This window comes from Streptomyces sp. B5E4, from assembly GCF_039871555.1.
Classification (GTDB): domain Bacteria; phylum Actinomycetota; class Actinomycetes; order Streptomycetales; family Streptomycetaceae; genus Streptomyces.
Genome location: NZ_JBDPMI010000003.1, coordinates 148289 through 163416, shown reverse-complemented (window position 1 = coordinate 163416; position 15128 = coordinate 148289). Strand labels below are relative to the sequence as shown.

Annotated in this window: 14 protein-coding genes and 1 pseudogene; 8 read left to right on the top strand and 7 right to left on the bottom strand. The window is 72.6% G+C overall.

Going from position 1 to position 15128, the window contains the following annotated elements:
* Positions 1–37: 37 nt before the first annotated feature.
* On the bottom strand, positions 38–1183 hold the full coding sequence (locus ABGA99_RS05795) for a cystathionine gamma-synthase (protein WP_347576430.1): 1146 nt from the start codon (positions 1181–1183) through the stop codon (positions 38–40).
* Between the two features lie 121 nt (positions 1184–1304).
* Between ABGA99_RS05795 and ABGA99_RS05790 the strand changes: the two genes are divergently transcribed.
* The 6 genes and pseudogenes from ABGA99_RS05790 (at position 1305) to ABGA99_RS05765 (ending at position 7563) form a co-directional block, all read left to right on the top strand.
* Positions 1305–2396, top strand: a complete 1092-nt coding sequence (locus ABGA99_RS05790; protein ID WP_347576431.1) for a hypothetical protein — start codon at positions 1305–1307, stop codon at positions 2394–2396.
* Between the two features lie 74 nt (positions 2397–2470).
* Positions 2471–3133, top strand: coding sequence for a peptide-methionine (S)-S-oxide reductase MsrA (gene msrA / locus ABGA99_RS05785; RefSeq protein WP_347576432.1), 663 nt, complete (start codon positions 2471–2473; stop codon positions 3131–3133).
* 122 nt (positions 3134–3255) lie between these two features.
* A complete protein-coding gene (locus tag ABGA99_RS05780; RefSeq protein WP_347582253.1) occupies positions 3256–3609 on the top strand; it encodes a hypothetical protein in 354 nt (117 codons plus the stop codon).
* Between the two features lie 455 nt (positions 3610–4064).
* A pseudogene (locus ABGA99_RS05775) lies at positions 4065–4418 on the top strand (hypothetical protein).
* Between the two features lie 393 nt (positions 4419–4811).
* Complete coding sequence (locus tag ABGA99_RS05770; RefSeq protein ID WP_347582252.1) at positions 4812–6476, top strand: PP2C family protein-serine/threonine phosphatase; 1665 nt, start codon at positions 4812–4814, stop codon at positions 6474–6476.
* Complete coding sequence (locus ABGA99_RS05765) at positions 6469–7563, top strand: cobalamin-dependent protein (protein ID WP_347576435.1); 1095 nt, start codon at positions 6469–6471, stop codon at positions 7561–7563. Before ABGA99_RS05770 ends, ABGA99_RS05765 begins: the two co-directional genes overlap by 8 nt.
* Positions 7564–7760: 197 nt before the next feature.
* Here ABGA99_RS05765 and ABGA99_RS05760 read toward each other — a convergent pair whose 3' ends face one another.
* The 5 genes from ABGA99_RS05760 to ABGA99_RS05740 all read right to left on the bottom strand — a co-directional run bounded on the left by ABGA99_RS05760 (position 7761) and on the right by ABGA99_RS05740 (position 12470).
* On the bottom strand, positions 7761–8366 hold the full coding sequence (locus ABGA99_RS05760; RefSeq protein ID WP_347576480.1) for a lytic polysaccharide monooxygenase: 606 nt from the start codon (positions 8364–8366) through the stop codon (positions 7761–7763).
* Positions 8367–8707: 341 nt separating this feature from the next.
* Positions 8708–9232 carry a hypothetical protein gene (locus tag ABGA99_RS05755; protein ID WP_347576436.1) on the bottom strand — a complete coding sequence of 175 codons (525 nt, stop codon included), beginning with the start codon at positions 9230–9232 and terminating at the stop codon, positions 8708–8710.
* Positions 9233–9352: 120 nt separating this feature from the next.
* On the bottom strand, positions 9353–10351 hold the full coding sequence (gene gap / locus ABGA99_RS05750; protein WP_347576437.1) for a type I glyceraldehyde-3-phosphate dehydrogenase: 999 nt from the start codon (positions 10349–10351) through the stop codon (positions 9353–9355).
* Positions 10352–10486: 135 nt separating this feature from the next.
* On the bottom strand, positions 10487–11443 hold the full coding sequence (locus ABGA99_RS05745) for a helix-turn-helix domain-containing protein (RefSeq protein WP_347582251.1): 957 nt from the start codon (positions 11441–11443) through the stop codon (positions 10487–10489).
* A 31-nt stretch (positions 11444–11474) separates the two neighbouring features.
* Complete coding sequence (locus ABGA99_RS05740; RefSeq protein WP_347576439.1) at positions 11475–12470, bottom strand: AraC family transcriptional regulator; 996 nt, start codon at positions 12468–12470, stop codon at positions 11475–11477.
* A gap of 100 nt (positions 12471–12570) precedes the next feature.
* On the opposite strand from ABGA99_RS05740, the gene ABGA99_RS05735 reads away from it, so the two are divergent.
* A complete protein-coding gene (locus tag ABGA99_RS05735; protein ID WP_347576440.1) occupies positions 12571–13332 on the top strand; it encodes a class I SAM-dependent methyltransferase in 762 nt (253 codons plus the stop codon).
* Between the two features lie 12 nt (positions 13333–13344).
* Here ABGA99_RS05735 and ABGA99_RS05730 read toward each other — a convergent pair whose 3' ends face one another.
* The gene (locus ABGA99_RS05730) at positions 13345–14244 is read right to left on the bottom strand and encodes a TIGR03560 family F420-dependent LLM class oxidoreductase (RefSeq protein ID WP_347576441.1); all 900 of its coding nucleotides are present in this window, start codon (positions 14242–14244) and stop codon (positions 13345–13347) included.
* 201 nt (positions 14245–14445) lie between these two features.
* Between ABGA99_RS05730 and ABGA99_RS05725 the strand changes: the two genes are divergently transcribed.
* Positions 14446–15102: a hypothetical protein gene (locus ABGA99_RS05725; RefSeq protein ID WP_347576442.1), complete on the top strand. Its 657-nt coding sequence runs from the start codon at positions 14446–14448 to the stop codon at positions 15100–15102.
* Positions 15103–15128 lie beyond the last annotated feature (26 nt).

Sequence of the window (15128 nt, the reverse complement as noted above, 5' to 3'; positions counted from 1 at the left end):
CGGGGCCCGTACGTCCGGGCCCCGTGCGTCCCGTGCCTCAGCCGCCCAGCGCCTGCGTGAGGTCCGCCAGCAGGTCGTCCACCGACTCGATCCCGACCGACAGCCGCACCAGGTCGTCCGGCACCTCCAGCGGCGAACCCGCCGCCGAGGCGTGCGTCATCCGCCCCGGGTGTTCGATCAGCGACTCGACGCCGCCCAGCGACTCCCCGAGGATGAACAGCCCCGCCCGGTTGCAGACCTCGACCGCCGCCTCCTCGCCGCCCTCGACGCGGAACGACACCATGCCGCCGAAGTCGCGCATCTGCTTCGCCGCGGTCTCGTGTCCGGGGTGGTCCGCGAGGCCCGGGTAGTACACGTGCGTCACCCGCGGGTGCCGGTCCAGCATGTGCGCGACCCGCGCCGCGTTGGCGCTGTGCCGGTCCATCCGTACGGCCAGCGTCTTGATGCCGCGCAGCACCAGCCAGGCGTCGAACGGCCCGGCCACCGCGCCCATCGCGTTCTGGTGGAACGCCAGCCGCTCGCCCAGCTCGCGGTCGGCCACGACGAGCGCGCCGCCGACGACGTCCGAGTGCCCGCCCATGTACTTGGTCGTGGAGTGCACGACGACGTCGGCTCCGAGCGCCAGCGGCTGCTGCAGGTAGGGGCTGGCGAAGGTGTTGTCGACGACGAGCAGGGCGCCGGCCTCGTGGGCGACGGCCGCGGAGGCGGCGATGTCGGTGATGCCGAGCAGCGGGTTGCTGGGCGTCTCCACCCACACCAGCTTCGTACGGTCGGTCAGCGCGGCCCGTACCGCCGCCGGGTCCCCGGTGTGCGCCACCGAGAACTGCACCCCCCAGCGCGCCGCGACCTGCGCGAACAGCCGGAAGGAGCCACCGTACGCATCATCCGGGATGACCACGTGGTCGCCGGGGGTGAGCGCGGTCCGCAGCAGGCAGTCCTCGGCGGCCAGGCCGGAGGCGAACGCGAGGCCACGGGCCCCGCCCTCCAGCGCGGCGAGGTTCTGCTCCAGGGCGGTGCGGGTGGGGTTCGCGGAACGGCTGTACTCATAGCCTCCGCGCAGGCCCCCCACCCCGTCCTGCTTGTACGTGGACACCTGGTGGATCGGCGGTACGACCGCGCCCGTCGCCGGGTCGGGCTCCTGGCCCGCGTGGATGGCGACGGTCTCGAAGCTGGGCTGGCTCATGCGGCCCGAGGATAAGCCCTGGAGGGGGGCCGTTGCGCGCGGCCGTCTGGTTTGCTGGAGGGGAGGACCCGTACGTGTACCAGCCCGGACCGCACCCTCTTTGAGAAGCCAGGACATATTAATGGAACTGTTGTTCGCACTCCTCGCCATCGCCCTGATCGCGTGGGTCGCCGTGCCCCTGCTGCGGCGTGGCCGGGGTGGCCGGGAGGTACTGCAGTCGAACGCGCGGGCCGTCGACCCGGCCGGCGGCTACGGCTTCGTACCCGTCGACGAGCTCGACGTCCGCCTCCCCGGCCCCGACCCGCAGCTCGCCGAGGTCCTGCAGGAGCTGCAGCAGGACCAGGACTGGCAGGCGGCCTCCCGGCTGCTCGCCCTCACCGACGACGAGTGGGAGCTGCGCTGGCAGCGGGTGCAGACGCTGGCGGGTGCGGCGGCCTTCGAGCTCGCGCAGCAGCCGGGCGAGGGCGGCGCGTGGCTGCGCTCGTGGCGGGCGGAGAGGCCCAAGGACGTGGGCGGCGCCGAGGTGCACGCGGAGTTCCTGGTCAGGCAGGCGTGGATGGCCGGGTCGGGGGCGGAGGAGTTCCCGGTGATCCTGGAGGAGGCGAAGAAGGTCTGCTCGGAGGCGGCGATGCTGGCGCCGGGCAGCCCGATGCCGTACATCATCGAGCTGGCCATCGCCCGGGGCGTGCACTACCGCGAGGCGGACTTCGAGGAGCTGTGGCACACGGTCGAGCAGCGCGCGGGCGACCACATGGGCGCGCATCTCGCGGCGCTGCAGTACGCGTGCGAGAAGTGGCACGGCTCCAGGGAGGCGGCGTACGACTTCGCGCAGCGCGCGGCCGCCTCGGCGGGGCCGGGGACGCTGCTGCCTGCGCTGCCGCTGTTCGCGGTCTGGGAGCACCTGCCCGAGGCGAACCTGGTGCGGGGGCTGTACGAGGGCGAGGTCGTCAGGCAGGCGATCGAGGGCGCGCAGTACGCGGTGCACCACGCGCCGGCGGACCACCCGATGCTGCCGCACGTACGGCACCTGCTGGCGTGCTTCCTGGTGCGGGCGGAGCGGTACGAGGAGGCACTGGAGCAGATGCGGCACGTGGACGGGTACGTGGGCGCGCTCCCGTGGTCGCTGAGCGAGCAGCCGGCGGCGGAGTACGCGGCGTACCGGGCGCTGGCGGTGGCGGGGTACGAGGGCGGCAGGGGTGCGGCGTTGAAGTGACTGCGGGAATGTCAGGGGTGCACGATACGTTCCCTTCAAAGGGAAAGAGCAGTGTCAGCGGAGGAGGCCGGGAGATGTTCCTGAACCGCCACAAGAACCACCTCGTCACCAAGGACGAGGCCCTTCCCGGCCGGCCCGCGCCCGCCTTCTCCGTCCCGGAGCGCCACACGGTGCTGGGCAACCCGCTTGAGGGCCCGTATCCGGAGGGCCTGGAGGTCGCGGACTTCGGGCTGGGCTGTTTCTGGGGCGCGGAGCGCAACTTCTGGCAGACGCCGGGCGTGTGGACGACCCTGGTCGGCTACCAGGGCGGACATACGACGCACCCGACGTACGAAGAGGTGTGCTCCGGCCGGACGGGCCACACGGAGGCGGTCCGGGTGGTGTACGACCCGGCGGCGGTGTCGTACGAGGAGCTGCTCAAGCTGTTCTGGGAGTCCCACGACCCCACGCAGGGCTTCCGCCAGGGCAACGACATCGGCACCCAGTACCGCTCGGCGATCTACACCCACACCCCCGCCCAGGCCAAGGCGGCGGACGCCTCCCGCGCGTCGTACGAGCAGGTCCTGAAGACCTCGGGCTACGGCGAGATCACCACAGAAATCCTCCCGGCAGCCGACCGCCCCTTCTACCCGGCGGAGGCGTACCACCAGCAGTACCTGGACAAGAACCCGGGCGGCTACTGCGGCATAGGCGGCACCGGCGTGAGCTGCCCGATCGGCGTCGCCAGCGCCGAGTGACCGGACCGGGGTGAGCGACGCCGAGCTGAATCGCTTCTCCCTCACTCGTTCGAGCGGCGGGAACGGACTGGCACCCGGTACGCTGCCACGAGGGATCAGACTCGGGCCCCATGGGAGCAGCAATGACGATCTCAACCGCCGGGCAGCCGCTCATCCCTCAGCCGGCCGCGACGGTGACCACCCTGCGGCAGGCCGTCAGACAGATTGCGCCTGCCGCGCTGCCGGCCTTCACTCGCGAGCTTGACCAGGCGGCTGACCAGACCCGGCAGGGCTCCGAGATGGGTCCGCTCCAGCGCTTCATCGCCCAGTGGGCCGTCTACGTCCACATCCAGCGCCATCCCGACATGGCCGCCCAGTTGCGCTACTGGGAGGACACCGCCCAAGGGGACGACAGCGCCCAAGCGCGGCGAGCAGTCTCCGAGATCGGCAAGATCCTGGACGCAGCACACACCGCCCTCGGTATCCCGATCCAGTGAGCGCGCGGTGGCGTTGGGAGTACGACCCGGATCAGCGCCGTCCTGATCCGCGAGAGCGCCGCCGAGTAGTCCGCGTACAACTGCTTGCGCGACTCCAGCGCCCGGTCCTCCCGCTCGCGCCGCCACCGCAACCGATCGGAGAACAGTGTCGCCCCCACTCCGATCGCCGCACCGAGCGCCGTGCTTACCGGCGATATCCACTCCACGACCGGGGAGCATAGGCGTGCCATGGTCCGGGCTGTGGCGGCTTGGCCCAACGATCACAGGCACGGCAGGCTCGCGCGCACGGGCGTCAAGCTCAGTGACCGGTCGAACGCCGGCTCCTGGCCCCACCGGCATCGCATCGCCCCGGCAGACCGCTAAAACGCTCCTCCCTCGCTCGTTCGAGCGGCGATATCGGGCCGGCGCCCCATACGCTGCCACGAGGGATCGGACTCAGCCCCATGGGAGCAGCGATGACCACCTCCACTGCCGGGCAACCGCTCATCCCTCAGCCGCCCCCGACGGTCACCGCCCTGCGGCAGGCCGTCAGCCAGTCGCGACCGCCGCGCTGCCGGCCTTCACCCGCGAACTGGACCAAGCGGCCGATCAGGCCCGGCAGGGCTCCTGACCCGGGCCGCTCCAGCGGTTCATCGCGCAGTGGGCCGTCTACGTCCACATCCAGCGCCATCCCGACCCAGCGAAGGAGCTGGCGCCGCTGGGAGGACACCGCCGAGTCGGGCGACGCTGTGCAGGCACCACGTGCTGCGTCCGAGACCGGCAGGATCCTCGACGAAGCACACACCGCTTTCAGCCGTCCGCCCCGGTGAGCCTCGACTGGCGCTGGGAGTACGACCCGGACCACGAGCAGGTCGCAGGCGGTATCCCCACCCCCCGTGGTGGCGGAGGTGGAACGACTGGCCGGGCAGCTCGTTGACCTGGCCGGTACCGGGATGGACGTCACCGACTTCGGCAGCAGAACCTGGTGACTGGGGTCCAGTTCGAGACCGACCTCTGTGAAGCGCTGGTCACTGAATATCCATGTCACCTCGCAGCGCACTCCCACTCCCGGTAGTACACCCGCCACGTGCGCTGCTGCTCCAAGGCACCACGGTGCCGCGCCTGACGCGCCGGACACCGTCACAATGGGGTAAATAGCACAAATTCGGATACGATCTGGATGCTGCGGGCGCAGGAGCGGAGCGCGCAAGAGGTGGTAGCCGATGGCGGACGACGGAGACGGCGCGGGCGCGTGGAGCCACACCTCCGGGCAGCTGGGCGAGCTGCTGGATCTTGTCGACGAGGCCGTCGTCGCGTGCGACCTCGCCGAGGGGACGATCCGGGGGTTCAACCGTGCCGCCGCCCGCCTCTTTCCCCGGCTGCGCCTGGGACAGCCGGCGAGTGCGTCGGCGGCACCCCTCGCTCGTGCCGCCGCCCGGAGGGCGACGCGCTTCTCCGCCGCCCACGAGGGCCGCAGGCTCCGCGGTCGCCTGCGTACCGCCGACGGACTCGCGGTATGGCTGGTCAGTCAGGTCAGCAGCGCACAGGAGGCCGAGGCGGCGCTCGTCGACGAACGCGCCAGGTCGGCCTTCCTGGAGGAGGCCGCCCAGCGCCTCGGCGCTTCGCTCCATCACGGCCGCACCGCCCGTACGCTCGTCGAGATCCTCACCCCGAAACTGGCGGACGCGTCCGTGGTCGTCCTGCCTGCGAGCGGGCGGCGTACGGACTGGCACCGGGCGGGTCCTGGCGATGAACGCTCCTTCGGAGAGGTGGCGGTCGAGAGACTCGAAGAGGTGCCCGAGGTCGCGAACGCGCTGTACGGCCTCCAACCGCGCCCCACTGTCATCGGCCCTCAAGAGCTGGACGCGCTCGGCAGTCTCATGCCCGCGGAGCTCGTTCCAGGCGGAGAGCCGCTCGTGGCCCAGCTCGCCGCGGGGGGCGTGCCCGCAGGCGCGCTGATCATGCTGCGCGGCCCGGAACGTGACCGCTTCGACGACGCGGACATCGAGCTGGCGCATCAGTTCGCCGTACGGGCCGGACTCGCGCTGGCGACGGCGGCACTCTATACGCAGCAGGCCGACACCATCGCCGTCCTGCAGGCCAGCATGGCCCCGGAACCGCTGCCCTCCTCCGAGGGCCTCAGGCTCGGCGCCGCCTACCGGCCGGCCGCTGAGACGCTGCACATCAGCGGCGACTTCTACCACGTGGCCCCCTCCGCCCTGGGCGGGGTCACGTTCTTCTTCGGTGACGTGTCCGGCAAGGGCGCGGAGGCCGCCGTGCTGGCAGGGCACCTACGGCAAAGCATGCGGACTTTGGCCATGGTCGCGAAGGAAAGCGAACCCCTGCGTGACCTGCATCTGCTCAACGACATCGTCCTCAGCGACGGCCACCGTTTCACGACCCTGGTCACGGGCTCCGCCCGCCCCTGCGACGACGGCTCGGTGAAGGTGGAGATCGCCGGCGGCGGCCACCTCTCCCCGCTCGCACTGCGCGGCGACGGAAGAGTGGAGGAAATCGTCTGCGAGGGCACGCTCGTCGGGGCGGTGCCCGATCCCAGTTTCGGCCTTACGGAGTTCCTTCTCGAACCCGGCGAGCTGATCCTCTTCTACAGCGACGGGGTCACCGAAGCACGAGGTGGTCCGAGCGGGCGCGAGATGTACGGCGACGAACGCCTCGTGGACGCGCTGGCCAGTTGCACCGACATGCAGGCCGCGTCGGTCGCCGAGCGGCTGGAGCTCCTCACGACCGAATGGCTCGCCGGCCGCCCGCACGACGACATCTCCATCCTGACGCTTCAGGCACCGCCCCGCCGGGGCTCCTCCCTGCACCGTCGGCCCGGGAGCCGCGCGAGTCCCCCCTTGCCGGAAAGGCCGGATTTCCATGAGTGAGGCCCGGATCACCGAGGCCGACCGGGCCGGCTTCGATGCCTGCCTGGCGGCTGCGGACGAGGATGCGGCGGTCGAGCTGGCCGTCGGTCTTGTGACGAGCGGCGTGAGCGCGGAGGACGTACTGCTCCAACTGGTGGCGCCCGCACAGGTGAAGGTCGGTGAGCGGTGGGAGTCCGGCGAGTGGACGGTGGCGCAGGAGCACGCAGCCACCCATGTCAGCACGAAGGCCGTGGACGGGGTCGCGTCCGCTGCCCGCGGCACCGCCCGCTCGCCCGGCGGGGCCGGTTCACGGGGCCACGTGGTGGTGGCGTGCAGCGACGGCGAATGGCACGTCCTCCCCTCGCAGATCCTCACCGAGGTGCTGCGACTGCGCGGCTTCGACGTGCGCTCACTGGGCGGGTCGGTGTCCCCGCAGGGGATTCTCTCGGACGTACACCAGAACGGCCCCGACGTGGTCGCTCTGTCGTGCACCCTGCCCTGGAACCTTCCGCTCGCCCACCGGCAGATCGAGATCTGCCGGTGGGCCGGTGTTCCCGTCATCACGGGCGGCGCGGGGTTCGGTCCCGAGGGCACATGGGCGTACGCGCTGGGTGCGGACCTGTACGCGGCCGACGCGCGCGGCGCCGCGGAAGCGCTGATTCGCCACTGGCCGCCGGTATTGCGCGGAGAGTCGTCGGTCCCGGCGGATGCCGTAGAGGCGTACGCCATGCTCGTCAGGCAGAGACCCGGGCTGCTGGAACATCTGGCCGCCGCGCTGCGTGACGTGGACCCGGGCTTGCGCGGAAGCTCGGGTACGGAGCACGTCTTCGGCTCCGGCGCGGAGCACGAGGAGGGCGCCGGGTTTCTCGGCCGTTTTCTGGATTCCCTGGCAGCGGCCGTCTACGTCGACGACGAGCGGGTGTTCACCCGAAATCTCGCCTTCGTGCAGGCCTACCTCTCCACCCGCTCGGCGGACTCGCGCCGCCTCCTCGTGATGACGGACGCCCTGGCCGACCGACTGCACGGGTCGCCCCGGGCCCTCGGCACACTCTCGGCGGGGCGCCGGTTCCTCGTCGAGCAGCAGGACGCACCTGGCCGCCCGGGATGAACGAGTGCCGCACGAGTGCCGCGACGGCGGTCGCACGCGGACGACACCTCCGCAGGCGCGGGTGTCCCGTGCCCGTGGCGGTCTGGTCGCCGCCGCGGGGGACTGGCGCCGGCGGCTCGCTGCGTTCCCCACCGGCCCGGTGCCGGGCTCACTGTGCACCGGGCCGGCCAGGGTTTCGCGCGTGCGGGCCTTCCGGCTCAGCCGAAGTTCACGTCGCTGCACATCAGGTAGGCCTGGTCGAGGTGCGAGGCCTGCCAGATCGTGAAGACGATGTGGTGTCCGGAGTAGCCGGAGGTCTGGACGGGGAACGTGATGTCGGAGGCCGGCGGGTAACTGCCGGTCTCGGTGATGAAGTCGAGGTCATCCCAGCCGAGGGCCTGGGTCTTGGGGTCGAACCCCTGTTTGCTCACGTAGACCCGGAAGAAGTCGGCTCCGTGGGACGCCTGGTCGTACAGGTGGATCGAGAAGTTGTCGGTGACGTCGGTCGTCGTCCAGGGACCGGGGTTGTTCAGGCTCTCGAAGTTCTGGTGGTTGTTGCTGCAGAGTTTCCCGTCGGGGGTCCGCTCCTCGAACCTCCCGCCGAGCCCGTCCTGGAGCATGCTCATCCAGTTCCACATGGTGTTGGGGTTGGCCTGGTAGGCCTGCCAGCACATGGGGTCCTCTTGCTCCATGACCGGGTTCAGGTGGTCGTCTCCCCACTCGTCCCAGCAGTGGTAGGCGCGGGTTGCCGGGTCGACGACGGTGCCGTGCGCCTGGGCGGGGCCGGTCCAGGCCAGCGCGCCGACGACCACGGCGATCAGCAGGGTGAGCGCCCGGAGAGGTCGGCGGGCGGCCGGCCGGGAGCGCTTGCCGGATGGGCTTGGCTTGTGCATGGGGGGTCTCCTCTTCGGTGGAAGAACACAGATGGGAGCGCTCCCACTACACTACTCGGCCTGGGTGATATGTCCATGAGGACAGCAGAGTTCCACCGGTGAGCCTCACGACCACCTGATCGTCGTCGTCCGGATCGCGCCGCCGTTCGATGCCTCGTCACCGAACTTCCGCGACCTCAGCGGCTCTACGCCGGTCCCGCCACGTGCCGTGCTTGCAGGCGATATCCACTCCACAGCGCACGAGCAGAGGAGCCTCGGCGCGGGCGGTCGGGCTAAGTGCGTTCCGTGGGGAGGGGGTGGATTCCCTCTCTTACCGCCCGGTGGATCGTTTGGGAGAGTTCGGCGGCGTCGCGGGTGAAGCCCGTGAGGAGGAGGCGTTTGCCGTCGTGGACTTTGATGCGGCAGTGGACGTCCCAGCCCATGGCCGCGCTGATCGCGTTCTTCTGGCCGCTGTCGGAGACCTTGCGGATGCTCTCCCAGGGGATCACCCGGGATTCGCCGGTCCTGCGGTAGACGAGGCCGCCCTGGCGGACCGTGTAGACCTCGCCGTGGCGGGTGGTGTAGCGCAGGCCGTTGGTGATGCCCGACCACAGGCACAGCAGGGCCACGCCCACCACCAGGCCGGCGAAGGTGCCGCTGGTGGATTCCTCGAAGGTCTGGATGACGATCGGGATGGAGACGGCAGCCGCCGCCACCCCGATCACTAACGAGATGATCCCGGTCCGCCCGTGGCGTGCCACGTCGGTCTGGTGGCGCCCTACGAAGGCACCGAGTTCCTGCTCACCCGGCACGGTCATGTGTCTCCCCCTCAGTCCCCCTTGTCGTGCGCAGCATTCTCGTGAGTTCCGCGACGTGCGACAAGAAGACCGGCGACCCGGGCGATCGACTGGCCCTCCGAGGTACGGGGCAGGTGGACGTCAGGTGGTGGTGAGGAGTTCGAGGGTGTCTATTACTCGGTGGGAGAAGCCCCATTCGTTGTCGTACCAGGCGACTACCTTGATGTGGCGGCCGTCGACGCGGGTGAGGGCCGAGTCGAAGACGGCGGAGGCCGGGTTGCCGGTGATGTCGGCGGAGACGAGGGGGTCTTCGGAGTATTCGAGGATGCCGGCCAGGGGGCCTTCGGCCGCTGTGCGGTAGGCGGCGAGGACGTCTTCGCGGGTGACGTCGCGGGAGACCGTGGTGTTGAGTTCGACGATCGAGCCGACCGGGACCGGGACGCGGATCGAGTCGCCGGAGAGCTTGCCGTCCAGGCCGGGGAGGACGAGGCCGATGGCCTTCGCGGCGCCCGTGGTGGTGGGGACGATGTTGACGGCTGCGGCGCGGGCGCGGCGGGCGTCGCGGTGGGGGCCGTCCTGGAGGTTCTGCTCCTGGGTGTAGGCGTGCACCGTGGTCATGAAGCCGTGCTCGATGCCGGCGAGTTCGTCCAGTACGGCGGCCAGGGGGGCGAGCGCGTTGGTGGTGCAGGAGGCGTTCGAGACGATGGTGTGGGCCTGCGGGTCGTACGCCTCGGTGTTCACCCCCGGCGCGAGGGTGACGTCCGCGCCGGCGGAGGGGGCGCTGACGAGGACCTTGCGGGCGCCCGCGTCGAGGTGTGCGCGGGCGGCGGTGGCCGCGGTGAAGCGGCCGGTGGCTTCGAGGACGACGTCCACGCCGAGTTCGGCCCACGGCAGCTTCGCCGGCTCCCGCTCGGCGAGCACCTTGATGCGGCGGCCGTCCACGACGAGGGTGTCGCCGTCCGCCGTGACCGGGCGGCCGAGGCGGCCGGCGGTGGTGTCGTAGGCGAGGAGCCGGGCGAGGGTGGCGGGCTCGGCGAGGTCGTTGACGGCGACGACGTCGAGGCTGCTGTCGCGTTCCAGCAGCGCGCGCAGCACGTTGCGGCCGATGCGGCCGAATCCGTTGATGGCGATGCGGGTCATGGTCTTCCTGCCTTCCGGGTGTCTGCGGCTTTCCCACGGTTTCCTGCGCTTTACCGGTAGGTTCGCCCGCCGTACGGTCCCGTGACAGCGGCCTGGGTGCCACACTCCGCAAGGATCTCGCCAGCTCCCCGCCGCCTATTCGCCCCTCGCGAACGTGCGCCGGTACTCGCTCGGCGTCGTCCCCAGAATCTGCTGGAAGTGGAGCCTCAGGTTCGCGCCCGTACCGAGGCCGACACGGTCCGCGATCTGCTCCACGCTCTGCTCCGAGCGCTCCAGCAGTTCGCGTGCCACGTCGATACGGGCCCGCATGATCCACTGCATCGGCGTGTACCCGGTGTCGTCCACGAACCGCCGCGAGAACGTGCGCGTCGACACCCCCGCGTGCCGGGCCAGCGCCTCCAGGGTCAGCGGCTCGCCGAGCCGGTGCAGCGCCCACTCCCTCGTCGCGGCGAACCGCTCGCCGAGCGGCTCCGGCACGCTGCGCGGCACGTACTGCGCCTGGCCGCCGCTGCGGTACGGGGCCGCGACCAGGCGCCGGGCGGCGTGGTTGGAGGCGGCCACGCCGAGGTCGCCGCGGAGGATGTGCAGGCACAGGTCGATGCCGGAGGCCGCGCCCGCGGAGGTCAGGACGCTGCCTTCGTCGACGAAGAGCACGTTCTCGTCGACCCGCACCCGCGGGTGCTTCGCGGTGAGCGCGCGCGTGTAGTGCCAGTGGGTGGTGGCGCGGCGGCCGTCGAGGAGGCCGGTGGCGGCGAGGGCGAAGGCGCCGGTCGAGATGGCGGCGAGGCGGGCGCCGCGGCGGTGCGCGGCGATCAGGGCCTCGGTGACCGCGGGCGGGGGGTCGTCGCGGTCGGGGAACCGGTAGCCGGGGACGAAGACGATGTCGGCCCAGGCCAGCGCGTCGAGGCCGTGCGCGACGTGGTACGAGAGACCGTCGCCGCCGGCGACCAGCCCCGGTGCGGCGCCGCACACGCGCACCTCGTACGGCATGCTCCGGCGGGTGCTGAAGACCTGCGCGGGGATGCCCGCGTCGAGGGGTTTGGCGCCTTCGAGGACGAGGACGGCGGCGCGGCGGAGGCGGGAGGCTGGCACGGGGACACGGTACGTGCCTGTCCGCGCTTCCTCAGTCGCGCGGGAAGTACGTGCCGGGCGGTGCCCCCACGGTGCGGTGGAACGCCGCCACGAACGCGCTCGGCGAGGCGTAGCCGACGTGCCGGGCCGCGGTGGCCACCGTCGCGCCGGAGGCGAGCAGCGGCAGGGAGGCCTGGAGGCGCAGGTGCGTACGCCAGCGGCCGAAGGGCATGCCGGTCTCGGCGACGAAGAGGCGCGCCAGCGTACGGGGCGCCGCGCCGGCGTACGGGGACCACTCCGCGAGCGTGCGGGCGTCGGCGGGAGTGTCGCGCAGCGCCTCGGCGACGGCGCGGGGGCGGGGGTCGTGGGGCATGGGCGCCAGCACGGACGTCGCGGCGACGGGGGTGAGCTGGTCGAGGAGCACGGCCTCCGCGCGGGCGCGGGCGGCCGGGGCGGGGGCGTCGTCGGCGAGGTGGTCGAAGAGGGCCCGCAGCAACGGGGTCACCGCCACCACGGTCGGCTCCGACCACCCCGGGGCGACGGGGGCGGCGTCGGCCGCGCCCGGGTCCGCTGCCCCCGGCGCGCGCCCGGCGGCCGGGGTGCAGTCCGCCGCCGTCGGCTCCTGGGCCCAGGCCGCACGCTCGGCGGCCAGGGCCGGGCCCGTCTCGGCCCCGGCCCGGATCCGGGCCGAGCGCGTGTGCCGGTCCGCCGCCGGGCGGGTACGGAGCGGGTGGTCCGCGGCCGTCGGGGCCGGGCCCGGATGCCGGACGTACAGCGCCCGCGGCTCCGTGGTGCCCGCCGTGCCGGTCGCGTGGCCCACTCCCGGGGGGATCCACAGCGCCGACGTCGTCGGCAGCACCCACGTGCGCCCCAGCGCCCGCACCATCAGGACACCGCTCCGTGCCCACGCCAGTTGCGGCACGGGGTGGCGGTGGTGGCCGATCCAGCCGCCGCCCGTCGTGGCGAGCCCCGCCACGAGCACCGCGCCGCCCCCCTGGGCGGAAGCGGAAGCGGAATCGGAGGGCGGTGCGGGGCCGTTCAGCGACATGGCTGGCCAGACTAGCGCGTGACGGCCACTCCCTCCCCCGCCCGTCGGCCGGGCGAAGCGGAAGCGCACGAACGGGCCGCCGCCCGGGTAGCAATCGGGCATGCGCCCCGTGGACTACGACGACCGCCTCCACCGCACCTACGCCGCAGGCCGCGCCCTCACCGACGCCCAACGCACCGCCTGGTCCCGCGCCTTCGCCGCCCGCCTGCCCGCCGCCCGGCCGCTGCGCGGGCTGGACCTCGGGTCCGGCACCGGGCGGTTCACACCGCTGCTCGCCGCGGAGTTCGGCGGTCCGGTTACGGGCGTCGAGCCGTCGGCGCGGATGCGCGAGCAGGCGGTCGCGTACGCCGCGCATCCGCGGGTCGCGTACGTCCCGGGGCGCGCCGAGGCGCTGCCGCTTGCGGACGCGTCGGTCGATTTCGCGCTCGGCTTCCTCGTCTGGCACCACGTACGGGACAAGCACGCCGGCGCCCGCGAGCTGCACCGCGTGCTACGGCCCGGCGGCACCCTGCTGCTGCGTACGGAACTCACCGACTCGCTGCCCGAGTTGTGGTACCTCGACGCCTTTCCGCACGGGCGCGACGTCCTCGCCGCGCTCTACGAGCCGCTGTCAGTGCTGCGCGATACGTTCGAGACGGCGGGGTGGGAACTGAAGGGCGTGGGCGAGGTCGGGTTGCCGGCGCCCGGGACGTGGGCGGGGGCGCTGGCCCGGTTGCGTACGCGGGCGTTCTCCCTCTTCGAGCACATGCCGGAAGCCGACATCGAGGCCGGCTTCGCGGAGTTGGAGCGCCGGGTGGCCGCTGCGCCGCAGGCGCCCGCGCCGGTGACGCCGGGGACCGTGGTCACCTTCCGCCGCGGATGAGGGCCGCGGGCTTCACCAGACGCCCACCTCGCTGTTCGGCTTGATCTGCGCCACCACCGGCACGGCCTCGCCCACCGCCTCGACGGCCTCCACCGACCACGGCCCGACGGCGACGAACACCACGTGCTCGATCCCGTACTCCGCGAACGACTCGCATCGCTCCGCCACCGACTCCGCCGGCTCCCCCAGCTCCATCCGGGCGGTGACCGTCTTCTCGACCTCCCAGAACGGCCGCCCCGCCGCCGCGCAGTGGTCCGCGAGCACGTCCAGCTCGCGGCGGAGCGTCAGGCCGCCGTCCGGTACGTCGAAGAAGTTGCACGCGTCCGCGTACTGCGCCGCCAGCCGCAGCATCGGCCCGTCGCCCACGCCGCCGACGAGCACCGCGGGCCGCGGCCGCTGCACCGGCTGCGGGCTGCACACGGGGTAGTCCAGTGTGAAGTGCCGCCCGTCGAACGGGCCGGTGTCGCCCGCCCACATCTGCTGCGCCAGCCGCAGCGTCTCCTCCAGCCGCTCGACCCGCTCGATCGCGGGCGGCATGGTCAGGCCCATGGCGTACGCCTCGTCCTCGCGGTAGCCGGCGCCGAGACCGAGCCAGGCGCGGCCGCCGGAGAGCACGTCGAGGGTGGTGACGGCCTTGACGAGCAGGGCGGGCGGACGGTACGTGACGCCGGTGACCATCGTGCCGATGCGGACCTGCTCGGTGCGCGCGGCCAGGTAGCCGAGGGTGGTGTACGCCTCCAGCACCGGCTCGTCCGGCGTGCACGTGGGATCGGCCTGCAGCAGGTGGTCACCGACCCAGACGGTGTCCACGCCCGCCGTGTCCGCCGCGCCGACGACCTCGGCGAGCGCGGGCGCGAGGGCCGTGGGGCCGCCGGGCCAGGAGAAGTCGGTGACGTTGATGCTGATGCGCATGGTGGGCGGCCTCCTCGTCGCTTACCACGCAGTCTGCCTGTGGCGGCGTGTGCCGGTCGTCCGTCCACAGGAGTCAACTTTCTTACTCCCAGGGGAGTAACGGGCGGTCAGGCGGCCTTCCCGGGGCGTCAGGGGCCCGTCGCCGAAGGAGCCGGGGCGGCACGCGGACGGGGGTGCGCGGCGACTGCGTACCGTGGTGCCATGAGCACCGCCAAGTTGACGCCCGCCCGGCGCCGCGCCGTGGCCGGGGCCGACGCCGCGACCGGGCTGGTGCGCGCGAGTGAGCGCGTGCTGGAAGGGCTGGTGGACGGCGGTTTCGCGGTACGGCATCCGCGCCCGCCGCACCGGCACTACCTCACCCCCGCCGGGCGTGAGCTGCGCGACCGGCTGCTGGCCGACGCGGAAGCCGCCGACGCGGAGCCGGTGAGCGGCCGGGACCCGGCGGAACCGGGGGTGTTCGCGGCCCGTACCGGCGGCGAGCCCGCCCCGCCCGACGCCGAGGCGCGCGCCCGCGAGGTGCGCAGCGCCTGGGAGGGCCTCGCCGAGCTGCGCCGGGTCACCAACGCCGACGGCGCTACCGACATGCCGTGCGCCTGGGAGCGCACGCACCTGGCGTCTGCCGTCGCCCTCGCGCTGGAGGCCGGCGGCCTGCCCCCGGCCACCCCCGAGACCGGCGGCTACACCGTCGCCCCCGCCGCGCACCAGCCGGAGGCGGTACGGGCCGACTGGCGCCCCGGGCCGGCGCTGCGGGAGCTGGTACGCGCCGCGGGGGTGCTGGAGGCGGCCGGCTGGCAGGTCTCCGAACACCCGGAGCGCGACGGCGGGATGTACCTGCTGGCCTCGCCGCGCCGCCGCTGACTTACCCGTTCCGTACGACCCCGCCC